Source organism: Rhodococcus sp. ABRD24, assembly GCF_004328705.1.
Classification (GTDB): domain Bacteria; phylum Actinomycetota; class Actinomycetes; order Mycobacteriales; family Mycobacteriaceae; genus Prescottella.
The window spans coordinates 964,460-987,899 of the sequence record NZ_CP035319.1; the positions used below are offsets into that span (position 1 = coordinate 964,460).

The following is a 23,440-nucleotide window of genomic DNA, read 5'->3' on the forward strand; positions in this document are numbered from 1 at the left end:
ACCTCATGCAGAGCCCGAGGCTTCGCCGAAACTGCAACGCGCGAACCGATCAACGCGACGTCGGCGAGATCGGTTCGCGCGCTCCCTGTCGAGCACCGCCCTGTACGACGGCGTGTTCTGCAGGCGGCGAACTCCCCCGATTCACCGACTCACCGTTGCAGCAGGTTGCTCCGGCCGGCCACCACCGGAATCCACAGCACAGCCAGCACAGCCATCGCCGCCCACTCCACGAGCAGGCCGTAGCCGATGCTGCCGGTGTGGGCACCGCTCCGGACACTGTGCTGCGACCAGTAGGCCAACAGCCCGAGAGCCGACCCGACGGTGACCCCGGCCATCGCGACCCACGCAACGACCCATCGCCGGCTCAACACCGCGATCGCGGACACTCCGATGCCGAACACCACGACGAACCACGTGAACAGCCGGGACAGCGCCGCGACCTCGTGATGCCCCCCTGCCAGCAGCTGCCACGCACGCAGGCCGTCGACCTGCGGCGCAGCTAGGGCCACCACCAGAATCATCACGGCGCACCCGATGACGGGTCCGCGCCCGCGCGGATCCACCTCCCGGGCCACCCGCTCCTCGATCGCGGACAACTCCCGCCGCAGTAGCGACAGATCCTCGCTCATTCGGTCACACCGGCTGATGCTCGTCTGCGTTGAAACACGCCCACGACGATATCCACGACGACAAATCCCAACAGGCTCAGCCCTAGTAGCGGCACGAACCATCCGACGAGAACGGTCACGGCAACGATCGTGGCCACGACGGCCGGATGCAGGCCACGGAGGGCGCCGCGCACCGGCGGCCGGCCCCACCGCCGGGCCACGCGCGACGGCCGACGCCGCCACCACATGATGTACCCGAGGACGATCACCGCAAGTAGCGCCGCTGCCAGCACCAGGAGCGCGATCTGGTTCAGCAGACCGAACAGGATGCCCATGTGCACGCCGATCCCCCAGAAGGTGAGCTTCGCGGCCAATGGCCAGTCCGCGAACATCGAGATGTCGGTGATCCGTCCGGTCGCGCCGTCGATCGCCGCCGAGTTGGTGGAGAACTGCCACGGCTGCCGGGTCTGTGCGACGGTGAACGCCGTATCCGGCTTGGACGGGATGGACGCCTCCACCGCACCCGCCACTCCCGCGCCCACAGCGACCGCGAGCACGTCGTCGAGGCGTCGGACATTGGTGTCGAGTACGTTCACACCATCCGCTGCGGACGCAGCATCCCCGCCGTGCCCGCCGTGCTCACTCGGCCGAGTCGTGTCGGAGCCGCCCAGCTTCTTCGACACCGACGGCGTGGTCCAACCCAGCGATGTGCGCAGCTCCGTGACGTTCTCCCCCGCATACTTCGACCAGGTCAGACCCGTAGCGGACAGGAAGACCAGGCCCGCCGCGATCCACAGGCCGAGCGCGCCGTGCCACCTGAGCGCGCGATTGCGTCCCCGCCCACCACGTTTGACTGTCCACAACCGAGGCGCGGCAGCGCCACTACGGTCCCGTGCAGTCCGATACCGCCGGACCCACAGGTAGGTGCCGCCGAGAGCGATCACCCACAGCCACGACGCCGCCAGTTCACTGTAGAGACGGCCAGGATCGCCGAGATGCAGATTGACGTGCAGCTGCGAGATCCACGTCCGCAGCGGCAGGGCGCCGCTGCTGCCGTAGACGACGAGTTCGCCGACGGGCCGTGCTGCGGCCGGGTCCACGAACACCGCGAGCCGCTCCGAGTCGCCTAGCGTGGGATCGGTGAACAGCACCCGGGTGGTGTCACCCGGTTCGGATGCCGGGCGCACCGCCGACACCGTCAGATCGGGCCGTGCCGCCTGAGCGGCCTCCACCTGTTCACTCACCGGCGCAGCCGGTCCGGTCGACTCCACCTGCAGGTAGTCGCGGTAGACGAACTGTTCGATGGTGGGCGCGACGGCGTACAGGCCGCCGCTGACCGCAGCAATGATCAGGAATGGCGCAACCAGGATGCCGGCATAGAAATGCAGTCGCAGGACAAGGCGGCGCAGTGCGCCCGGTGGGGACGGGTCCTTGGACTCGGACTGGTCCTTCGGATCGACCGGAAGATGCGCAGGGGTGGTCCCCACGGTCTCAGGAGCATTCATGAAAGCTCTTTCCCTGAAAAAGGTTTACGGCGAGCGCGGATTACGAGAGGTCGGACGCGGGCGCCGCGAAGGACACGCCGACCACACCCGGCACGTGCGATGACCGGGTGTGGACAGCGGAGAGTTCAGAGCCGACGCGGGTACGCGAGAGCGGGCGCGGCGACTACCGGGAAGGAGTGGGCGGACCTCGGGTGCCACCGGCAGCGCGGGCAACCCGGGAGGTCGTGGGATCGACGCGGCGAACCGCGGTGGGCGACCACCGTCGAACATCCGGGACCGGGGGCGCCGACAGCACCGTGACGACGACGCGGGCCACCGCGGCGAGTGCCGTCAGCAGTGCCCGTTCTGCACCGCGAATCAGCAGAGCTCCGAGGACGGTGGCGGCGGTGTGAGCCGCGAGCATCTGCGGCGTCAGGTGCAGCCCGTGAACGTGATCGGACGCCGCGGTGAGTGTGAGGTGTCCCATGCCCTGTCCGACAGCAAGCACCCCACACAGGAAGAGCAAGGGATGGTGCAGGGTTCGTAGCGAGGCTACGACCGCACCGACGACAGCGCCCGCCGCGACGAGCAGCACCACCGCCTGCTCACTCGGAACGGAGACGCCGCCGCCCAGACCATGCGCGGCGATACTCACCGCGCCGGACGCCGAGCCGACGAACATGCCGCGCATACGCGCGACAGCGTCGGCCGGGGAATTCACCACGCGAGACTAACTTCTACTCCGGCGGCGAGTACACGCGCGTTCGACGGGATACCGGACCAATCCCCCCAATGTGACGCATCTCACCACTATGCTGATCCTGCCGGCACCAGCCGGCCGGGGCCTTCTGGGGGTAGCCATGCAGGATGTACTGACGAAGATCACCGACACGCTCGGCGCGGTGCGGGTGATGCAGCGCTCCGGACTGATCCCGTTCCCGCGGGTGGACGAGGGCATCGGGGTGCTCCTGGCGGTCAGCAAGTACGGGCCGTTCGCGGGCTCCGTCCATGCACACGCCGCGCAGGGGCACGGCCGTGTCGCATTGATCGACGAGCGCGGACCGCTCACCTACCGGGAGCTCGAAGAGCAGTCCAACGCGCTCGCGCGGGCATGGCAGGCCGAGGGCATCGGTGTCGGGTCCGTCGTCGGCGCCATGTGCCGTAATCACCGCGGGCTCGTCCTCACCATGCTCGCCGCCGCGAAGAGTGGCGTGCGCCTGGTGCTGATGAACACCGGGTTCGCCCGACCTCAGTTGGTCGACGTCGCACACAGGGAGGGCCTGCGCCACTTCGTCTTCGACAGCGAGTTCTCGGACATTGCCGATGCCCTGCCCACCGACATCACCACGTTCCTGTCCTGGGTGGACGAGACACTGTCCACGCCGCCGGCCGAACAGCCGCCCCGCACCCTCGACGACCTCATCGCCGGCCAATCCACCGATGCCGTGCCCGCGCCGAAGCAACACGGCGTCTCGATTCTCCTGACCAGCGGCACCACCGGCACCCCCAAGGGAGCACCACGTGGACGGACTTCACCGTTCGTCACCGCACAGTTCCTGGATCGAATCCCGTTGCGCCCCAAGCAGACCATGCTGATGGCCGCGCCAGCCTTCCACGGGACCGGATTGTCCCAGCTGGGACTGGGACTCGCGCTCGAGAACACCGTCGTGATGCAGCGACGCTTCGATCCCGAGTCGACCGTCCGCCTCCTCGCCGAGCACCGCGCCGACACCCTGGTGCTGGTACCGACGATGCTGCAGCGAATCATCGACCTCGGTCCCGACGTCCTGTCGAAGTACAACACGTCCTCGCTCAAAGTGATCTTCGCTGCCGGCTCAGCACTCTCCCCCGACCTGTGCATTCGCACCCAGGACGCGTTCGGGAAGGTGCTACACAACTTCTACGGCTCCACCGAGGTCGCCGCCGTCACCGTCGCCACCCCCGACGACCTCGAGCGCGCCCCCGGCACCGCCGGCCGTCCCCCGGCCACGTGCCATGTCGCCCTCATCGACGACGCCGGTAGGCGGATCACCGAACCCGACATCGTCGGCCGCATCTTCGCCAAGAGCGGATTGAGCTTCGAGGGCTACACCGACGGCCGCGACAAGGAACGCATCGACGGAATGCTGTCCACCGGCGACGTCGGGCACTTCGACAAGGACGGGCTGCTGTTCGTCGACGGCCGAGACGACGACATGATCATCTCCGGCGGCGAGAATGTGTACCCACTCGAGGTGGAGAACGTCATCGCCGAACGCCCCGATGTCCTCGACGTGGCGGTGATCGGCGTCGAGGACGACGAATTCGGACACCGGCTACGCGCTTTCGTCGTTGCCGCCCCGTCGTCGGCGCGGGACGCGAACGAGATCCGAACCCATGTGAAGTCGAACCTGGCCCGCTACAAGGTGCCACGTGACGTCATCTTCATCGAGGAACTGCCCCGCAACGCCACCGGGAAGCTGCTTCGGCGGGTGCTGATCGAGATGGAGACGGAGACGGAGACGGACTGACTCGCCGCCACTCCACCGACCACGGCAACCGTCCGCGAGTGCCCAATCGAAAGCAAAGAACCCCCGCCCTGTTTCAGGACGGGGGTTTTTCATTGGTAGCGGGGACAGGATTTGAACCTGCGACCTCTGGGTTATGAGCCCAGCGAGCTACCGAGCTGCTCCACCCCGCGTTGCAAGAACGAAGTTACACGAGCCGCGGAACAGAAGGCAAATCGCCGGGAAAGAACGCTGCCGGCAAGCGGATCCGCCGCCCGCACAACACAATTCAGTGACGCAACTCACCAAAACCCAGTAATCCATCTCACATAACGAGCATGTAACACTCCGAGATCGTCGGCGCGTCAGCACACTCCTGCCTGCGGGAACACCCTCCGAGAGCGGCTACCTACGGGTCGACCGGTCTGTTTTGGCAAACTGGCTCCGGCCGGAACCCTGTCGTACGTTCGTTACCAGCTCGTGATGATCGACGTACGGAACCGGCCCGCCGCTGCCTAGCACTGCCCCCGCGGGATCGGACTCGACAAACCCTTCGAGGGGCAGGGACGCGAAGATCGCACGCCCGGGACGGCCACATTGTCGCCCCGCCGGCCGACCGTGTCAGCGCAGGAGAGGATCCACCCCGCATGACCAACATCAGCTTCAGCAAGCGTGCCCTCGGCTGGGCCGCCGTGACCGGCGCCCTCGTCGCGGTTCCCTTCGGCCTCGCCACCGGCACCGCTTCCGCCGCCACCCACAACTGGGACGGCGTCGCGCAGTGCGAGAGCGGCGGCAACTGGGCCATCAACACCGGCAACGGCTACTACGGCGGCCTGCAGTTCTCGCAGAGCACATGGACGGCAAACGGCGGCAGCGGCTCGCCGCACACCGCGTCCAAGGCGGAGCAGATCCGCGTCGCCGAGAACACCCTCGCCTCGCAGGGACCCGGCGCATGGCCCACGTGCGGTCAGTACCTGACCACCGAATCGGCCCCCGCCGCCCCTGCCCCGGCCGTCGAGCCCACCCCGGCCCCGGCCGTGGTCGCGCCCCAGCCCGCGCCGATGCAGGCGACCGCATCCGAGTACATCGACCGCGCCCTGCAGCTCGCCGGTGACACCGCGGCCCAGCACGGTTTCGCCGACCAGTTCCAGCAGCTGCTCTCCGTGCACGGCCCCGCGCTCGCCGACGTCCAGGCCGCGCTCGCCAAGTAGACCCTCACAAACGAAAGGTCCCTTCATGCGCGGGTAGCGCATGAAGGGACCTTTCCGCTTTTCTGCGAGGAACTAGCCGCCGGCCGACTGGTAGCCCTCGACCGCCTTCTGCAGTCGATCGAGCGCGTCGCCGTAGGCCTTGAAGTCGCCGCCCTGCTGGGCCGCCCTCAGGTTCGCCAGCGCAGCGTCGAGTTCCGCGACCGCGGCGGCCTTGTCCGGTGCCGGGCCTCCGGGCGCCGGCGTGGTCGGCGGGGTCGGCGGGGTGGTCCCGGACGGCGCCTGACCGCTCTGCTCCGGTTGAGCGGGAGCGGGTTCGCCGCTCGGCGCAGTCGCCGCGTTGCCCGTGCCCGAACCGAACACCTGGTCCAGCGCCTCCGCCAACGTCGGCGCGTAGCCGACCCGGATTCCGCTGGTGTCGGTGAAGCTCACCAGCACGGCGGTGAGCTGCGGGAAGGCATTCTGCGCCTTACGCTGCGTGTACAGCGGCTCAACGTAGAGAATGCCGCCGTCCGCGATCGGCAGCGTCAACAGGTTTCCGTACTGCAGCTTGTTCGACTGCTGGATCAGCGACAACGCACTGGCGACCCGCTGGTTCGACGTCATCGCCGTCTGCGCTTGCTGCGGACCCTGCGTCTGTGTCTCTGTCGGCAACTGCAGCACCGTGAACTTGCCGTAGTTCTCCGGGTCCGACTGCACCGAGATGTACGCGGACAGCAACTCGCGCTGGTAGCCCACCATCGGACTGGTCAGCACGAACTGCGGCTTCGCGGTCTCCGGGTTGCCGGACAACACGTAGTACGGCGGCTGGTTCTTGTCCGTCTCCACCGTCGGATCACTCGGCACCGACCAGAACGCGTTGTTACTGAAGAACTCGCCCGGATCGTCCACGTGGTACTTGGCGAGCATCTCGCGCTGGACCTTGAACAGGTCTTCCGGGTAGCGGAAGTGTGCCCGGAGGTCGTCACTGACCGCGCTCTGCGGCTCCACCGTCCCCGGGAAGACGCCCATCCACGCGTTCAGAACCGGATCCTTCTCATCGACCTGGTACAGCGTGACAGTGCCGTCATACGCGTCCACGGTGGCCTTCACCGAGTTGCGGATGTACGAGACCTCCTTCTTCGGCAGCAGCCGTCCGGTGGCCTGGTTGGTGCTGTCCTGCACCAGTCCCTCGAGCGAAGACCGCTGCGCGTACGGGTAGTTGTCGAGCGTCGTGTATCCGTCGACGATCCACTGCATTCGCCCGTTCACCACCGCGGGATAGACGGTGCCATCGGTGGTGAGCCACGGCGCCACCTTCTTCACGCGCTCCGCCGGATCCCGGTGGTAGATGATCTTCGAATCCGGGCCGATCGCACTGGAGAACAGGATGTTGCGCTCGGTGTACCGGCCTGCGAATGCGAGACGGTTGAACCAGTTGCCGATCCCGACGCCGCCCTCACCGGTGTAGGTGTACTTCTGGTCGTCCGTGTCGTACTCGCGGGGAGCGCTGCCGGGCTCGCCGCCGACGATCGCGTAGTCCGCGTCGGACGCCGCGATCACCGGGCCGTAGTAGACGCGCGGGTTGTCGACCTTCAATGCCGGATCCGACGGCTGCGTCTTGAGGTCGCTGACGCTGTAGATCGGGTAGCCGCCGGTGTTGTTCTGGCTGTCGCCACTCACCGCCGTCACCTGGTTCGCGGCCGCGGCGACGAAGCCGTTGCCGTGGGTGTAGACGGTGTGCTTGTTGATCCAGTCGGTCTGGTTGCCCTGCAGACTGGTCGGCGACAGCTCACGGGCCGCGACGACGAAGTCTCGGAGCTGGCCGTTCGTCTCGTAACGGTCTATGTTCAGCGACTTCGGGAACGCGTAGAAGTTCTTGAGCTGCTGCTGCGCGGTGAACGTCGGTGAGAGGACGTTCGGATCGAGCAGTCGTGTGTTCGCGATCGTCGTGACATCCGCGGGGACGTCCTTGGGCTGCTTCTTCGCCACGCCCGAGTACGGAACGGTCTCGACGTTCGCGTCGGTGATCCCGTACGCCTCCCGGGTGGCCGCGATGTTGCGTTCGATGTAGACGCGTTCCTTGTCCGCCGCGTTCGGCTTGACCGAGAACTGCTCCACCACCAACGGCCACACCGCACCGACCAGGACGGACGACAACACCAGCAGAGCGACCGCCATCGCCGGAATCCGCAGGTCCCGCAGGAAGATCGCCGCGAAGAACGCGATTGCGCAGATCACCGCGATAGCGAGCAGGATCAGCTTGGCCTGCAGCACCGCATTCATGTCGGTGTAGCTACCGCCGGTGAACGTCGGCTCCTTGCGGCTGCTCCACAGCAGGGCGTACCGGTCGAACCAGTAGGCCACCGCCTTGAGTAGCACGAATGTGCCGGCGAGCACCGCGAGCTGCACCCGGGCTGCACGCGTGAGGGCACCCTGCCGACCGCTGAGTCGAAGGCCACCGAAGATGTAGTGCGTCACCAGACTTGCGAAGAACGCAATGATCACCGCGACGAACAGCCAGTTGAGCACGAACTGGTAGAACGGCAGATCGAACGAGTAGAAGCCGATGTCCTTGCCGAACTGCGGGTCCGTGATCCCGAACGAATCGCCGTTGAAGAACAGCTGCACCGTCGCCCAGCTGGACTGCGCGACGAGTCCCGCGAACAGCCCGATCACGATCGGGATCCCGAGTCCGAACAGCTTCTGACGCGCCATCACCGCGGTGCGATAGCGCGCCACCGGATCATTGGCACCCGCCGACGGCAGGAACATCGGCCGCGAGCGATATGCCAGCAACAACGCCAGCCACACGATCGCGCCGACGACAAGTCCGACGATCAGGAACAACGCGATGCGGGTGAACAGCACCTTGCTGTACACCCCGCGGAAGTCGACCTCGCCGAACCACATCCAGTCGGTGTACATATCGATGAACCGGGGACCGATCAACAACAGCGCCGCGGCGATCAACGCCAAGATCAGCAGCACTCTCGTGCGCTTCGACAGCGAAGGTAAACCGGTGGGGGGCCTCATGCCCACTTGCCACTCTCCCAATAATCCGGCGACGCCTTCGCGCCGCAGCCAATGCACCGTCCAGCGTCACCTGGGAGTGACCGTTTCGTCTCACTCTACGTAACAGGCAGCATTCGGCAGCGCCACGACCGCGCCGCACCGCTGCCACCCTATGGTGCAAGGATAAGGACGTGATCGATAGCGATGGCGTGTTCTTCGAGGATGACGCGAATACAGGCCCCTCCAGCGACCCTCTCGGCCGGTGTGTTCAGGAAGTGATCGAGTTCGTCGACGCCGGCGGTTGGAGCCAGCCGCCCACGATGTTCGCGCTCGTGCCGACCGCGCTCGTCGCCGCAGCCGAACCCGCCCTACTGGACCAGCTGGACGACGGCGCCGAGCTGACTCCGATCGAGCAGGCGTCCCTGCCCGACGACGTCGAGGGCGGTTCCCCTGCGCTCGACGAGTTCCTGGCCACCACCAGCTGGCCTGAAGAGGTAGTCGGCTGCGCTCTGGTGCAGGAGATCATCGTTCTGCCGCCTGACGCGGAGACGGACCTGGACGATGTCCTGTCCCCACAGCTGGCCGACCGGCACGCCGCCGACGAGGCCGCACGAGCCGCCGCGGAATCCCATCCGGAGCGGCGCGAGGCACGGCTGATCGCGGCGGTGCTGCGCGATGGTCCGGCACTTGCCCTGCTCCAGCTGCGGCCCGATGAGGACGCCGACCCCTACGCGCCGATCGAACTGCTCTACTACGACAACCTGGCGCCGAACCTGATCGCTGCGCTGTACGCGACGCTCGAAGCGGCCGACGACTGACAGCGCCTAGCAACTCGGCGCGGTGCCGCCGGCGTTGATGGCCGCCAGAGCGTCGACGGCGCCGCCGAGAGTCTCGACCTTCACCAGCGCCAGGCCCTCGGGCGCATTGGCACGGGCCTCGTCACAGTTCTTTGCCGGAACGAGGAACGTGGTCGCGCCCGCCTCGCTGGCGGCGGTGAGCTTGTACGGGATCCCACCGATCGGCCCGACATCGCCCTCGGGGTCGATCGTGCCGGTGCCCGCAACGAATTTCCCGCCGTTGATCTCACCGCTGCTGAGCTTGTCCACTACGGCAAGACTGAACATCAGACCTGCGGACGGGCCACCGACATCGGCGAGGTTGAAATCGATCGTGAACGGCACGTTCGGAACCTCCTGCGCGCCCACCCCGAGGTAACCCCTCTTCGCGTCGTCGCCCTCGGCGCCAGGGCGCGCTCCCAGCGTCACCGGGGCGGTGATCTCCACGCCGTCCCGCATGAAGGTCAAGTCGACAGTCGAGCCGGCTCCGGCCTGCGCCACCGTCTGCTGCAAACCCTGGACGGTGTCGACAGGCGTGTCACCCACCCGCAATACCAGATCGCCCTCACGCAGCACACTCGATGCGACTCCGTCCGGCGACACCGTCTCGATCCGGACCGCAAACGGCTTACCCAGGTAGCGAAGCGCGGCCAGTTCGGCGCTGTTCTCCGACTTCGCGAACTGAGCGGAGTTCTCCTGCTGTACCTCGTCCTTCGACTTCTGCGGCGGGTACACCTCCTCGCGCGGCACCAGACCCTGCCGCCCGCTGGCCCACAGGCCGAGTGCGTCGAACAGGCTCAGCTTGTCGCGGACCGCGACGGTCGTCATGTTGAGATTGCCGCTGGTCGGATCGACCGCGATGCCCTCGATGTCGACGACCGGCTTGTCGTCCACCTCGCCGAGCGTGTTGAACGTGGGGCCCGGACCGAGCGCGACGAACGGCACGTTGACCGTCGTCCCGAGGACTCCCAACGCCACCACAGGGGCCAACGCTGCCAGCAGGGTCACGATCCGTCGGTTCACCCGGCCAGGATAGAGCGCCGCCCACGGGAGCATTCGGAAGCCTGGGGCCTACGCACCCGATGTTCGCCGTAGGCGTGATTCCAGCACGGGCCATGTGCCCGCGCGCCTTGTACCGTTGAACCATGAGCGATCTGCCCTTTGGCTTCTCCAGTTCCGACGACGACCCGGACCGCAAGAAGGACTCCTCGGGCGGTGGTCAGGGCGGCTCGGGAGGCCAGCCGTTCGGTTTCGATCCGAGTGCCTTCGGGGTCGGTGGCGCAGGCGCGGGCGGCTTCGATCCGGCCGCGCTCGGCCAGATGCTGTCCCAGTTCGGCCAGATGCTCAGCGGCATGGGCAGCGCGATGGGCACCGGCGGACAGTCCGGCCCCGTCAACTACGAGATCGCCAAGAATCTGGCACGCCAGCAGATCGGCTCCGTCTCCCCCATCACCGAGGGCACGGCGTCGGCGATCGCCGACGCCGCACGGCTCGCGGAACTCTGGCTGGACGGATCGACGACGCTGCCGGCCGGTGCCACCAGGACGCTCGCGTGGACGGCCGACGACTGGCTCGACGGCACCCTCGACACGTGGAAGCGTCTCTGCGACCCCGTAGCCGAACAGGTCGCCGGCATGTGGGTGCAGGGTCTGCCCGAGGAGGCCCGCAACATGATGGGCCCGATGGCGGGGATGCTCAACCAGATGGGCGGGCTCACGTTCGGTTCCCAGCTGGGACAGGCGCTCGGCCAGCTCTCGAAGGAGGTGCTGACCTCCACCGATATCGGACTGCCGCTGGGACCTGTCGGTACCGCCGCGCTACTGCCCGCGGCAATCGAAGCGTTCGCCGAAGGTCTCGAGCAGCCACATCGCGAGGTGCTCGTGTTCATCTCCGCTCGCGAGGCCGCCTACCAGCGCCTGTACAACCACGTGCCGTGGCTGCGGCAGCGTCTCCTTGCAACTGTCGAGGACTACGCACGGGGCATCCGGATGGACTTCTCCGCCATCGAGGAGGCTGCGCGGGGAATCGATCCCTCGGCGCTGACCGATCCGTCACAGATGGAGAAGATCCTGCAGCAAGGCACGTTCGAGCCACAGACGACACCCGAGCAGAAGCAGGCTCTCGAGCGCCTCGAGACGATGCTTGCCCTCGTCGAGGGCTGGGTGGAGACGGTCGTCTCCGACGCGCTCGGCGAGCGGCTCCCGGGCACGGCGGCGCTCACCGAGACCCTGCGACGGCGCCGCGCGGCCGGGGGACCCGCCGAGCAGACGTTCGCCACGCTCGTCGGCCTCGAACTGCGTCCGCGCAAGGTTCGAGAGGCGGCGCAGCTATGGCGTCGACTCACCGACGACGCCGGCGCCGATGCCCGTGACGGCGTGTGGGCGCACCCCGACCTGCTGCCCGACTCGTCCGACCTCGACAACCCGACGGCGTTCGTCGACCGCGTGCTCGGCGGCGACACCGAGACGTTCCACGATCCGATCGCGCAGCTCGAGCAGACCGAGGCCAACGAGCGTGAGCAGAAAGGCCGTGACGCCGGCGAGGGCGACGCCTAAGCCGAGGTGTTCTCGACGTCGTCGACGGCCTTCTCCAGATCGTCGACGACGTCGCACAAGTCCGGTCGGCGGGTCACCGTGGCGTACGCCTCGAGGTAGCCGATGGCGCGTTCGGTTTTCGGATAGCGCCGCACCTCACGCCAGAAGAACTCGTTGTGGCCACCCGGCACATACAGGTGCGCCAGCTCGTGGACCAGCACGTAATCCAGGACGTATTCCGGCACCGTTCGCAGGAGCTCGCTGACCCGGATCGTGCCGTCGACTGGTGTACAGGACGCCCACCGCGTCCGCATCGATGGCACCCACCGGACCGAGACCGGGGCCGCCGCGCCGCCGAGCCACCGGCTCGAGAGCCGCGCCGACCGCTCACCGAGTTCGACATCGCCCCGTTCGGCCCGCGCCTCTGCCCGGCGGTCGGCCCGCTCGAGCTTCCCGATCATCTCCGCGACCAAGTCGGCCTCTGCCTTCTTCGACAGGCCGGTCGGCATCAGCACGACCACCTTGTCGCCCTCCCGGCGCGCGCTGATGGTGCGCCGACGCCGGGCGCTGCGGCGGATCTCCACCTCGGGGCCGATTGCACTGTCGGTCGTCACGGGGTGACACGCTAGCGGGCCGCCCCGACACCGGATCGGCGCGGATTTCGCGCGAGTCGTCCGCGCCGGAAGAATCCCACGTCACAGCGGGTTCTGCCCTGTGGACAACCCGCCTCGTGCGGCCAGCCGGCGAGCTCGGGGATGCGATCGTCGTGCCATGACACCTGTGCCGACCCGAACGAACCGCCCCCAACTGGATCCACGGCTGCCGATCGTGGTCCGGCCCAGCGGCCGCATCCAGATCGGCTGGGACCCCGAGACCGCGCTGATCCTCACCCCGCCCGACACGGTTGAGCCCGCTGACCTCGTCACCGTCCTACGGATGCTCGACGGTCAGCACTCCCGGCCCCGCGTGGTGTGGGCCGCGGTCGATCACGGAATCACGCCCACCGACATGTCGACGCTGCTCAGTGAGCTCGAAGAGACCGGACTGCTCCGGTCGACCCCGGCACGACCGGACACCGCCACACCGATCCGGATCCACGGCCGCGGCCCGCTGTCGGACGCCATCACCGATGGGCTTGTCGGCAGCGCGGCGCGGGTGAGCAGGTCCACGAGTTACACCGCCGACGCCGACGTCACACGGTGGGATTGCGTGTGTGTGGTGCTGGCAGACGACCTCGTCCCCGATCCACGTCTCGTCATGGCACTCGTCGAGGCCGGAATCCCACACCTGCAGGTCCGACTGCGTGACGGCCGCGGCATCGTCGGCCCGCTGGTCCTGCCGGGCCGTACCAGCTGCTTGCGGTGCGCCGATCTGACCCGCTGCGCAGCCGATGAGGAGTGGCCGCACGTCGCGGCGCAGCTGCTCGGCAGCGTCGGTCACGCGAGCCCGGCGACGATACTGGCCACCGCCGCAGTGGCGCTCGGACAGCTCGAACTGGTGCTCTCCGGGGCGGCCTGGCCGGTCCCCGCGAGCCTGGACGCCACCCTGGAAATCGACCTCTGGCACCACCGTTTCGCGGTCCGGCACTGGACGCGCAACCCCCGGTGTGGATGCTCCCGCTCGACTCTGAACTTGGACGAACCCCCAATTCGTCAGCCATGATGGTCGGGTGCCCGAAATCCCCCGCAGCAGCTCCGCCCGCACCGCCAAGCTCGCGAGCATTCCGCTGGGCATTGCCGGGCGAGCCGCGCTGGGCTTCGGAAGGAAGCTCGCTGGCGGCGACAAGGACGAGATCGACGCCCAGCTGACCGCGAAGGCTGCCGAACAGTTGTTCACCGTGCTCGGGGAGCTCAAGGGTGGCGCGATGAAGCTGGGCCAGGCCCTCAGCGTGATGGAAGCCACGGTTCCCGAGGAGTTCGCCGAGCCGTACCGTGAGGCGCTGACCAAGCTACAAGCCGAAGCTCCCCCGCTGCCCGCGAAGGCCGTGCACCGTGTGCTCGATCAGCAGCTCGGCACCAAGTGGCGGCAGCGATTCGCCGAGTTCGACGACACACCCACCGCGTCGGCCAGCATCGGACAGGTGCACCGAGCGGTGTGGGCCGACGGCCGCGAGGTCGCGGTCAAGGTTCAGTACCCGGGCGCCGACGAGGCCCTGCGCGCCGACCTCAAGACGTTGTCGCGGTTCGCCGGACTTTTCACCTCGGTGATGCCGGGCACCGACATCAAGCCGGTGCTCGACGAGCTCAGTGCGCGCACCGAGGAGGAGCTCGACTACCGGATCGAGGCCGAGAACCAGCGCGCATTCGCTAAGGCGTTCGACGGCGACCCCAGGTTCGTGGTGCCACACGTCGTGGCGAGCGCACCGAAAGTCGTGGTCACCGAGTGGATGTCCGCGACCCCGCTGTCGGCGATCATCACCGGTGGAACCGTCGAACAACGCAACACTGCGGGCGCGCTGCTCGCGGAGTTCCACTTCGTCTCCCCCGCCCGCGTCGGCTTGCTGCACTGCGATCCGCACCCGGGGAACTTCATGCTGCACGACGACGGCCGCCTCGGGATCATCGACTTCGGCGCCACCGCACCGATGCCGAACGGGCTGCCACCGGTGCTGGGCACGATGGTCCGGCTCTCGGTCAACGAGCAGTTCGACGAACTGACGGAGCTGTTGCGCGCCAACGGTTTCGTGCTGCCCGGTCGCACGGTTACCGATCAGGAGATCGCCGACTACCTGCGTCCGTTCACCGACCCGATCCGGACCGAGTCGTTCCATTTCACCCGCGCTTGGCTGCAGAAGGCCGCCGGCACCGCGACCGACCTGTCGAGCGCGCAGTTCCGGACGGCCCGGGCCCTCAACCTGCCGGCCGAGTACGTCATGATTTTTCGCGTGCTGCTCGGTTCCGTCGGCATCTGCGCGCAGCTCGACGCCTACGCGCCGTACATGGCGATCCTCACGAGGTGGCTCCCCGGTTTCTGCGAGCCCGACGAATCCGGTGCCGCCGGCGAGCTCCGCGAGAGTCTCGACGGCGTCTAGTACGCCGGGTTCAGCGGTGGGTTGCCAGGGCTTTTCCAAGCTTGGCGAGGTCCTGCTCCTGCGATTCGAGGAGCGGCATGCGGACCGTCGCGTGCGGGATGATTCCCAGCTCAGCCAGGGCCGCCTTCGCCATGATGGCCCCCTGCGAGGTCCGCATCAGAGTCTCGGTCAAGTCACGCACGGATCCATCGATGGATCGGGCTGATTCGAGATCACCGCTGGCGACGGCCCGGATCAGGTCTGCGGTGCGGTCGGCGACGATATTGCCCACGACGCTGACCACACCGCTGGCCCCGATCGCCAAGTAGGGCAGGTTGAGTTCGTCACTTCCGCAGTAGTAGGCCAGCGAGGTGTCGGCCATGACGGTCGCGGCCTCGAAGAGGTCGCCCTTGGCATCCTTCACCGCCCGGATCCGCGGGTGCTGGGCGAGTTCGGTGAGAGTGTTCATCTCCAGCGAGATGCCAGTCCGCGCGGGGACGTCGTAGAGCATCACAGGCAAGTCCGTGGCGTCGGCAATCGCCAGGCAGTGCGCGACGACTCCCGCCTGGGTCGGTCTGGAGTAGTACGGACACACGACGAGCAGTGCGTCGGCGCCAGCAGACTCGACCTGACCGGCCCGCTGGATGCTGCCGGCCGTGTCGTAGGTGCCGACACCCGCAATCACCTTCGCCCGGCCCCGCACCTGCTGGGCCACCGCCGCGACCAGGTCGACCACCTCGTCTGCTGTCAGCGTCGATATCTCGCCGGTAGTGCCGCCCACCACGATCCCATCGCACCCGGTCGCCAAGAGGTGTTCGACCAAGCTGGCAACCCCTTCAGAGCTGACTGATCCATCAGCTTCCATCGGGGTCACCATCGCGACCAGGTTCGATCCGAACAACATCACCGCGGACTCACGACTACTTGTCATGAGTTCGATCCTGCCCACCCTGTTTACACCGGTCTAGCGATGCTTTCTTTCCAGTAATGCGTAGCCTGACTTCATGATCGATGTCGGATCCCTGAACGCGCTGCGCTCGGTCGCTGTCCTCGGGACCATCGCGCGCGCAGCGGACGAACTCGGGTTCACTGCCTCAGCGGTCTCCCAGCAGATCAAGCGCCTCGAACGCCAGATAGGCGTCTCGTTGCTTGCTCCCGCTGGGCGCGGTGTCGTCCTCACCCCCGCCGGTCAGGCATTACTCGACGCAGCTCCCGAGGTCTTCCAGGCTCTGGAGCGCTGCGCCGAAGCAGCCCGATCCATCGCCGACGGCACACCTACCGGGGTCTTGCGAGTGGTCGCCTTCTCCACTGCAATCCGCGGACTATTGGCTCCACGCCTACCGCGGCTGGCAGTCGAATGCCCTGAACTGCACGTGCAGGTCACCGAACAAGACCCTGACCAAGCGCTCCATTCAGTCGCGGGGGGCACGGCAGACCTGGCGATCATCCACGACGCCGATGGGCTCCCGCCCCAGCTGCCGAGCGCGATCATCGACCGGCACGTCTACACCGATCTCGGCGACCTGGTGATGCATCGCTGCCACCCGCTCGCCACAGCCCGCGAACCGCTGACCAGCGCGCTGGTTGCCGGCCATGCATGGGTGACGAGTCCACCCGGCACGGTGTGTCACCAGTGGTTCCGGCGCCTGGTTTCGGACCGGCCTGGTGACCCCGACGTCCGCCACCTCGTCGACGACTTCGCGACCCAGCTGTCGCTTGTCGCGACCAGCGGTGTCATCGCCCTCGTCCCGCGCCTCGCGAGGCCACCCCTTGGCCACGACCTTGTCGCCCGGCCCCTGCATCCACCGCCCATGCGTCAGGTTTCGGCTGCCTGGAGGCGCAGCGCCGACGCCAGCCCGGCGATCAGAGCGGTGGTCGCTGAACTCCTCCGCCCCGACGCCGGTTGAACAGGTTGGGCGCGATGAACCCACTCCACAGCAGGCCGACAACCACGTACGACGGCGAAACCGATTTGCACAAAATGGTGTCGCTCGCGGTTAACGCGGGGCATCACACATCGCTGGTTTGACGGTGGCCGGACACGTAATGACCCCGGCGGGCCTACCGTGGAAGTTCGCGGCGAAGCAATCCGACAGGAGGCCGAGATGCGGGTGACGACGATGGTGACTGAAGTGGCGAAGGGTGTTGGCTCGCTAGTAGGAATTCGCAACGGCACCGAAGAGCCTCGCTATGAAGTCCAGGAGCGGACTCGTGGCCTCGAGATCCGCCGGTACGGTCCGCGTATCGCTGCCGAGACCACCGCATCAGGAGATGAGGAGAGCGCCCGTAGCGCAGGATTCCGTCGGCTGGCCGGCTATATCTTCGGCGCCAATGCCAGCAAATCAGAGATTGCGATGACCGCGCCGGTATCCCAGGCAAGCGGTCCCGGGGACTCGTGGGTCGTCCGGTTCTACATGCCGTCGCGATGGACGATGGACACACTGCCCACCCCTCAGGACCAGAACGTGGAACTCGTCGAGGTCCGCGGCGAGATGGTGGCGGCGCTGCGTTTCACCGGCGACCGCAGTCACAAGGCGGTCGCTGTGCGTACCGCCGAACTTGTGCGCGCGCTCGAGAGCACCGCGTGGGTACCGAACGGCGAACCCGTCGCCTGGTTCTACGATCCGCCATGGACCATCCCGTTCCTCCGTCGCAATGAGGTGGTGGTCCCGGTTGCGGCCCGCTGACTGAGGTTGCGATCAGGACCGGTCTCAGGCCGCTGATGCTCCGGTCGATGCCCGCGAACGACTATCGGGCCCTGTGGGTATCCGCGTGGATCGGATACCCACAGGACTCTGCCGTTGACTGTCAGGCGCAGACCAGGGTCTTCTCGGGCTTCGGACTCTTTCGTGGCCGACCTCGAGGTCGCTTGCGGGCGATCACAACGCCCTGCTCGAAGATCTCACCCCCCCACACCCCCCACGGCTCGGCACGATCGAGCGCAGCGCTCAGACACCGGCTTCGGATGGGGCACTGCCCGCACAAGGACTTGGCACGTTCCAGTTCGGCTGGCGTCTCGGCGAACCACAGGTCCGGATCGCCGGCCCGGCAGGGCAGCTCCCGGTGTACCGATCCGACTTCGAATCCGCTGGCCACGGTGCGGTTCTCGATCTGTACTCGGCATGTCACGGTAGACACGTCGTTCTCCTCTGATTCGTTTCGCGGCTCGTGCCGGCTTTCGGTGGTCGTACGAACCGGGGCGAAGGCCTAGAGCTACGGAGCTCGAAACACAAAGGCCACGGTTCGCAATCGCGATCCGTGGCCTCGAGAGAAGGGCTGGAGTTGACTACCGAATGACTACTCGGCGCCGGCTCCTGAACACGGATGCGGGGGGTGCTGCAGTTGCTACTGCTGCGCTACGCAGACGGATTGCATGCGGTGCTGTCGCTGCGATCCTCGCGGCGGCCGATGCGGCCGAGGTGCGGGAGGCGCGTGCGAATGCGGGCACAGCTGCAAGTGCCAATGCGGGCACAGCTGCAAGCGCCATTGCGGCATTCCAGTTCTTCATCATCGCCACCTCCCTTTCATCTCGTCGCGGACATCTACTCGGATCAACATCGAACCTGCGTCGCACACGGGTCATCCCCATGGCATCGAAGTCCAGGCTATACAACCCAAACAGACCGCACAAGCTATTTTTGACCTGCGCAATCACCGGGAATCGCGCATCACATCACATCAGATCCAGTGCCGCGGCAGAGCGCTCGCCGCGCACCACCGCAAGGACATCGGCGCCGAACCGTTCGAGCTTCTTCGCCCCGATCCCGGGAATCGCGACAAGGGCCCTATCGTCCTTCGGCTGCTGCTCTGCTATCGCAGTCAGAGTGTTGTCGCTGAACACCACGTATGCGGGCACCTTCAGCTCGCGGGACTTCTCGCGTCGCCACTCCTTGAGCGCCTCGAGAAGTTCGATGTCGAGATTCGACGGGCAGGCCTCGCACCGGCCGAGCATGGTGGACGTCGATCCCATCAGCTGCTTTCCGCACACCCGGCAACGCGGACGCTGCTTCCGGGACTGGGCTGGAGCCGCGATCCGAGACGCCGGCGAATCCTCCGGGATCAGTCCGTTGAGGAACCGCGACCGGCGCCGGGACTTGCGTCCGCCCGCGTTCCGGGCCAGCGCCCACGACAGTGCCAAGTGCTCGCGTGCACGGGTGACCCCGACGTACAACAGGCGCCGCTCCTCCTCGATCCCGGCCTCGTCACCGGGCGACTTCGAGTCGCCGAGCACGTGTGCAATAGGCAACGTGCCCTCGGTGAGACCGACCAGGAACACAGCGTCCCACTCGAGCCCCTTCGCAGCGTGCAGCGACGCCAGCGTCACACCCTGAACCACCGGTGGATGCCGAGACTCTGCGCGGGCGGCGAGTTCAGCGAGCAGCCCACCGAGGGTGAGCTCCGGATCGTGCGCGAGCTGCTCTTCCGTGAGCGCGACGAGCGCGGTCAGCGACCCCCACCGCTCGCGGGCCTGAGCGCCCGTGGGCTCCTCGTCGGTGAGCCCCAGCGGCACCAGTACCGCCCGAACGAGAGTGATGAGCGCCTCGCCCCGGTCGGCGCCATCCGGCAGATCATCCCGGCCGGCCACCTGACGAAGTGCATTGATCGCTTGGCGGACCTCCTGCCGAGTGAAGAAGCCCTCACCGCCGCGCACTTGGTACGGGATGCCGAGCTCCGTGAGCGCCTGCTCGTGGACCTCGGACTGCGCGTTGATGCGATACAGCACCGCGATCTCCGCGGGCTCGGTGCCCAGCTCGATCAGCTTCTTGATGCGCCGGGCGACGGCAGCGGCCTCCGCCGGCTCGTCGTCGTACTCGGCGAAGGTGGGCTCCGGACCCGGTGCCCTCTGACCGATCAGCTGCAGCCGGGTCCCGGCGATCCGACCGCGTGCGGCCCCGATCACCCGGTTCGCGAGCGACACCACCTCCGGTGTCGAACGGTAGTCGCGTTCGAGCCGCACGACGGTGGCATCCGGGAACCGCCGCGAAAAGTCCAGCAGGTACTTCGGAGTGGCGCCAGTGAACGAGTAGATGGTCTGGTTGGCATCGCCGACGACGGTGAGATCGTCCCGATCACCTAGCCACGCGTCGAGCACTCGCTGCTGGAGCGGAGTGACGTCCTGGTACTCGTCGACGACGAAACAGCGGTATCGGTCCCGGAACTCGTCTGCCACTGTGGAGTGCTCTTCGAGTGCGGCCGCGGTGTGCAACAGCAGGTCGTCGAAGTCCAACAGCATGCCGTCGTAGTTACGGGCTTTGAGTTCTTCGTAGCCGGCGTACACCGCGGCCACCTTCGCCGCGTCGGCCGGGATGTCGCGTCGGGCGCGTGCGGCGGCCGCCGGATAGTCCTCGGGCGCGATCAGCGAGCCCTTGGACCACTCGATCTCGCTCGCGAGGTCGCGGATGCTCTCGGTGCTGGTGGACAGTCCAGCCCGGCTCGCGGCCTGCCCGACGATCGCGAACTTGCGGTCGAGCAGCTGCCACTCGGTGTCGCCGATCACCTGCGGCCAGAAGTAGCGCAGCTGCCGAAGGGCCGCGGCGTGGAACGTGCGAGCCTGCACCTGCGGCCCGCCACCCCCGATGCCCAGGCTGCGGAGGCGTCCGCGCATCTCCCCCGCGGCACGGGCCGTGAAGGTTACCGCGAGGACCTGACCGGCCGAGACATGACCGCCCGCGACAAGGTGTGCGATGCGTCGAGTGATTGTCCGCGTCTTCCCTGTGCCGGCGCCCGCAAGAACACACACCGGGCCGCGCGGAGCCGTGACCGCCGCCGACTGCTCCGGATCCAGACCCGCGTCGGCACCTTCGGGTCGGGCGTCCCTGCGAGCTTCCGGGGTGGCATCCGCTGACATGCCGTCCATCCTCTCAGGGCGCACCGACATCGACGCCCCCGCCCGCGACGGTTGTGACGTGCGACCGGGCGGGAACACGTCCTCCGATCGTGGTGTTATAGGCGCTGTGACTACCGAAGCCCCCGCCCTGACCATGTACTCGACCACCTGGTGCGGATACTGCCGTCGGCTCAAGAAGCAGCTCGACGAGAACGGTATCTCGTACCTCGAGATCGATATCGAGCACGATCCCGCGTCCGCCGACTTCGTCGGCAGCGTGAACAACGGCAATCACGTCGTCCCCACCGTCAAGTACGCGGATGGCAGTACCGCCACCAATCCGTCTCTCTCCCAGGTCAAGTCGGCCCTCGGCCTCTAGGGCGTCAACCCGCCTTCGCCCAGGACTCGACCATCACCCGGGCGATCGAGATCGAACCTGGCAGCAGCAACTCGGCGTCCGACGACTCGCGGCTGCTGGACGACCAGTCGCCCGCGACAAGCGCCGCGCGCACCTGCTCCCGGGTGAACCAGTGGGCCTCGGCGATCTCGCCATCCGCGAACACGAGCGCGGCGGCGGGATCGCCGACGGCCGAGAATCCGATCATCACCGACCGCGGAAACGGCCAGGGCTGGCTACCCAGGTAGCGGACGTCGCGCACGTCGAGGCCGACCTCCTCCTTGATTTCACGCACCACGCACGTTTCCAGCGATTCGCCCGCCTCGACGAATCCGGCGAGCACCGAGAACATCCGTGGTGGCCAGGTGGGCTGACGTGCCAGCAGGACGCGATCGCCGCCGTCGTGCACCAGGCAGATCACCGCGGAGTCGGTGCGCGGGAACTCCTCGTGCCCGGTGCTGGCGCTGATCCGCGACCAGCCCGACAGCGTCGGCGCCGTGGGGGCGCCGTCGATAGCACTGAACCCGGCATGATCGTGCCAATTCAGCAGTGCAACGGCGGTCGTCACCAGACCCGCGCCGGACTCGTCCAGCCGGTGACCGATCATCCGCAGGTCACCGAGTTCCCCCGTCATCGCCGCAACCCGCACGGCCCACACGTGCCGACCGTCGTGCAACCCCAGGAACACCGACCCCTCGGGCGGCGCATCACCCACCGACGTGGCCATGTCGAACACCAGCTCGCCGTCCGCCACCCGCACCTGGCCACGATGGTTCACCCGCAGTAGCAGCGCCGTCGCCCAACCCGCGTGCAAAGCAGCGGTGTCCGAACGTAATTCCTCTGCACGGTCGACGGCAGCACGCGATAGCAGCGGGGTCTCAATCAGTCTGAAGTCGGACACGATCACGACCCTACTGCGGCGGCCGAGACCCGACACGCAGTGTCAGCGGCTGACGCGCAGTATCAGCGGCTGACGCGCCGGATGTAGAGCAGGCGGTCGTCGGCCTCCACCGCGTCGACCTCCGGCGAGCCCACCCGCAGCAACCGACCGCCGCGCACGACACCGAGGACGATGTCCGACAGGTGGCGCGGCGATCCACCGACCTCGTCGCGCTCGACCTCACGTTCGGCGATGGCGAACCCGGCCTCGGGCGTGAGCAGGTCCTCAACCATCTCCACGACACTCGGCGTGGTGCGGGCGATGCCGAGCAGCCGTCCCGCGGTCTCCGAGGACACCACCACCGAGTCGGCACCGGACTGGCGGAGCAGGTGCGCGTTGTCCGTCTCTCGGATGGCCGCCACGATCTTTGCCTTCGGCGCAAGCTCACGGGCGGTGAGCGTGACCAGCACTGCGGTGTCGTCGCGGTTTGCAGCGACGATGATCGACGCGGCGTTCTGCACGCCGGCCAGTCGCAGCACGTCGGACTTGGTGGCCGAACCGTGGACGGTCACCAGACCGAGAGCAGCGGCTGCGTCGAGCACCACCTGGTCGGTGTCGACCACCACAATGTCCGAGGGGAGGATGCCGTCGCCGAGCATGGCGTCGATCGCGGTGCGACCCTTGGTACCGAACCCGACGACGACGGTGTGGTTGCGCACGCGGTGCCTCCAACGCTGAATCTTGAATGCCTGACGGGAACTCTCGGTGAGCGCGGAGAGCGTGGTTCCGACCAGGACGATGAGAAAGAAGATGCGGAGCGGCGTGACGATCAGAACATTGATCAGTCGCGCCTCCGGGGTGATCGGGGTGATATCGCCGTACCCCGTGGTCGACAGGGACACCGTGGCGTAGTAGATACAGTCCAGCAGCGACAGCTGGTTCTCCTGCGCATCCTGGTAGCCGTCGCGGTCGATGTAGACAACCAGCACCGCGAGCGCGAGAGCCGTGAGGGCATAGGACACACGGCGCGCGATCGCGCGGGCAGGGCTCGTCTGTAGCTCCGGCACCCTGAGCACGCCCACGAGGGCGAAATCCGGGCGCTCCGTCAGCCTGTCCGAATTCCGGAACCGCGAGCTCAACCTACCGAGCATCAATCCGTCGCAATCTCTTCCACAC

General features: G+C 67.3%; 20 protein-coding genes and 1 tRNA gene. 9 read left to right on the forward strand and 12 right to left on the reverse strand.

Going from position 1 to position 23,440, the window contains the following annotated elements:
* Positions 1–149: 149 nt before the first annotated feature.
* From ERC79_RS04265 to ERC79_RS04275, 3 genes are all read right to left on the reverse strand, one after another.
* The gene (locus tag ERC79_RS04265; RefSeq protein ID WP_131576013.1) at positions 150–629 is read right to left on the reverse strand and encodes a hypothetical protein; all 480 of its coding nucleotides are present in this window, start codon (positions 627–629) and stop codon (positions 150–152) included.
* Positions 626–2,113 carry a PepSY domain-containing protein gene (locus ERC79_RS04270; protein WP_131576015.1) on the reverse strand — a complete coding sequence of 496 codons (1,488 nt, stop codon included), beginning with the start codon at positions 2,111–2,113 and terminating at the stop codon, positions 626–628. Before ERC79_RS04270 ends, ERC79_RS04265 begins: the two co-directional genes overlap by 4 nt.
* Positions 2,114–2,276: 163 nt before the next feature.
* The gene (locus ERC79_RS04275) at positions 2,277–2,813 is read right to left on the reverse strand and encodes a hypothetical protein (RefSeq protein WP_131576017.1); all 537 of its coding nucleotides are present in this window, start codon (positions 2,811–2,813) and stop codon (positions 2,277–2,279) included.
* 139 nt (positions 2,814–2,952) lie between these two features.
* Between ERC79_RS04275 and ERC79_RS04280 the strand changes: the two genes are divergently transcribed.
* Complete coding sequence (locus ERC79_RS04280; protein ID WP_131576019.1) at positions 2,953–4,602, forward strand: acyl-CoA synthetase; 1,650 nt, start codon at positions 2,953–2,955, stop codon at positions 4,600–4,602.
* Positions 4,603–4,695: 93 nt separating this feature from the next.
* Here ERC79_RS04280 and ERC79_RS04285 read toward each other — a convergent pair.
* Positions 4,696–4,772: transfer RNA gene (locus tag ERC79_RS04285), tRNA-Met, on the reverse strand.
* Between the two features lie 453 nt (positions 4,773–5,225).
* Here ERC79_RS04285 and ERC79_RS04290 point away from each other — a divergent pair.
* The gene (locus ERC79_RS04290) at positions 5,226–5,789 is read left to right on the forward strand and encodes a transglycosylase family protein (RefSeq protein ID WP_131576021.1); all 564 of its coding nucleotides are present in this window, start codon (positions 5,226–5,228) and stop codon (positions 5,787–5,789) included.
* A gap of 72 nt (positions 5,790–5,861) precedes the next feature.
* On the opposite strand, the gene ERC79_RS04295 is transcribed toward ERC79_RS04290, so the two are convergent.
* Complete coding sequence (locus ERC79_RS04295) at positions 5,862–8,801, reverse strand: UPF0182 family protein (RefSeq protein ID WP_242676745.1); 2,940 nt, start codon at positions 8,799–8,801, stop codon at positions 5,862–5,864.
* A 173-nt stretch (positions 8,802–8,974) separates the two neighbouring features.
* Here ERC79_RS04295 and ERC79_RS04300 point away from each other — a divergent pair, with 173 nt between their 5' ends.
* The gene (locus ERC79_RS04300; protein WP_242676845.1) at positions 8,975–9,598 is read left to right on the forward strand and encodes a PPA1309 family protein; all 624 of its coding nucleotides are present in this window, start codon (positions 8,975–8,977) and stop codon (positions 9,596–9,598) included.
* 6 nt (positions 9,599–9,604) lie between these two features.
* Here the strand turns inward: ERC79_RS04300 and ERC79_RS04305 are convergent, their stop codons facing one another.
* Positions 9,605–10,639, reverse strand: a complete 1,035-nt coding sequence (locus tag ERC79_RS04305; RefSeq protein ID WP_207390426.1) for a PDZ domain-containing protein — start codon at positions 10,637–10,639, stop codon at positions 9,605–9,607.
* Positions 10,640–10,761: 122 nt separating this feature from the next.
* On the opposite strand from ERC79_RS04305, the gene ERC79_RS04310 reads away from it, so the two are divergent.
* Complete coding sequence (locus ERC79_RS04310) at positions 10,762–12,171, forward strand: zinc-dependent metalloprotease (protein WP_131576025.1); 1,410 nt, start codon at positions 10,762–10,764, stop codon at positions 12,169–12,171.
* On the opposite strand, the gene ERC79_RS04315 is transcribed toward ERC79_RS04310, so the two are convergent.
* Entirely contained in the window at positions 12,168–12,764 is a 597-nt protein-coding gene (locus tag ERC79_RS04315) for a M48 family metallopeptidase (protein ID WP_242676746.1), read from the reverse strand. The genes ERC79_RS04310 and ERC79_RS04315 overlap by 4 nt on opposite strands.
* Positions 12,765–12,921: 157 nt before the next feature.
* On the opposite strand from ERC79_RS04315, the gene ERC79_RS04320 reads away from it, so the two are divergent.
* Both ERC79_RS04320 and ERC79_RS04325 read left to right on the forward strand, forming a co-directional pair.
* Complete coding sequence (locus tag ERC79_RS04320; protein WP_131576027.1) at positions 12,922–13,812, forward strand: hypothetical protein; 891 nt, start codon at positions 12,922–12,924, stop codon at positions 13,810–13,812.
* Between the two features lie 7 nt (positions 13,813–13,819).
* Complete coding sequence (locus ERC79_RS04325) at positions 13,820–15,181, forward strand: AarF/UbiB family protein (RefSeq protein ID WP_131576029.1); 1,362 nt, start codon at positions 13,820–13,822, stop codon at positions 15,179–15,181.
* Between the two features lie 10 nt (positions 15,182–15,191).
* On the opposite strand, the gene dapA is transcribed toward ERC79_RS04325, so the two are convergent.
* Positions 15,192–16,091: a 4-hydroxy-tetrahydrodipicolinate synthase gene (gene dapA / locus ERC79_RS04330; protein ID WP_131576031.1), complete on the reverse strand. Its 900-nt coding sequence runs from the start codon at positions 16,089–16,091 to the stop codon at positions 15,192–15,194.
* Between the two features lie 73 nt (positions 16,092–16,164).
* Between dapA and ERC79_RS04335 the strand changes: the two genes are divergently transcribed.
* Both ERC79_RS04335 and ERC79_RS04340 read left to right on the forward strand, forming a co-directional pair.
* Entirely contained in the window at positions 16,165–17,067 is a 903-nt protein-coding gene (locus ERC79_RS04335) for a LysR family transcriptional regulator (RefSeq protein ID WP_131576033.1), read from the forward strand.
* A 198-nt stretch (positions 17,068–17,265) separates the two neighbouring features.
* A complete protein-coding gene (locus ERC79_RS04340) occupies positions 17,266–17,847 on the forward strand; it encodes a heme-binding protein (protein ID WP_131576035.1) in 582 nt (193 codons plus the stop codon).
* Between the two features lie 121 nt (positions 17,848–17,968).
* Here ERC79_RS04340 and ERC79_RS04345 read toward each other — a convergent pair whose 3' ends face one another.
* Positions 17,969–18,256, reverse strand: coding sequence for a WhiB family transcriptional regulator (locus ERC79_RS04345; RefSeq protein ID WP_131580737.1), 288 nt, complete (start codon positions 18,254–18,256; stop codon positions 17,969–17,971).
* A gap of 577 nt (positions 18,257–18,833) precedes the next feature.
* Positions 18,834–21,008, reverse strand: coding sequence for an ATP-dependent DNA helicase UvrD2 (locus tag ERC79_RS04350; RefSeq protein ID WP_131576037.1), 2,175 nt, complete (start codon positions 21,006–21,008; stop codon positions 18,834–18,836).
* A gap of 133 nt (positions 21,009–21,141) precedes the next feature.
* On the opposite strand from ERC79_RS04350, the gene ERC79_RS04355 reads away from it, so the two are divergent.
* Positions 21,142–21,366 (forward strand): mycoredoxin, encoded by a 225-nt coding sequence (locus tag ERC79_RS04355; protein WP_131580739.1) that lies wholly within the window; start codon positions 21,142–21,144, stop codon positions 21,364–21,366.
* Positions 21,367–21,370: 4 nt separating this feature from the next.
* Here ERC79_RS04355 and nudC read toward each other — a convergent pair whose 3' ends face one another.
* The gene (nudC, locus tag ERC79_RS04360; RefSeq protein WP_131576039.1) at positions 21,371–22,285 is read right to left on the reverse strand and encodes an NAD(+) diphosphatase; all 915 of its coding nucleotides are present in this window, start codon (positions 22,283–22,285) and stop codon (positions 21,371–21,373) included.
* Positions 22,286–22,347: 62 nt separating this feature from the next.
* Positions 22,348–23,415: a potassium channel family protein gene (locus ERC79_RS04365; RefSeq protein ID WP_131576041.1), complete on the reverse strand. Its 1,068-nt coding sequence runs from the start codon at positions 23,413–23,415 to the stop codon at positions 22,348–22,350.
* Positions 23,416–23,440: the final 25 nt, after the last annotated feature.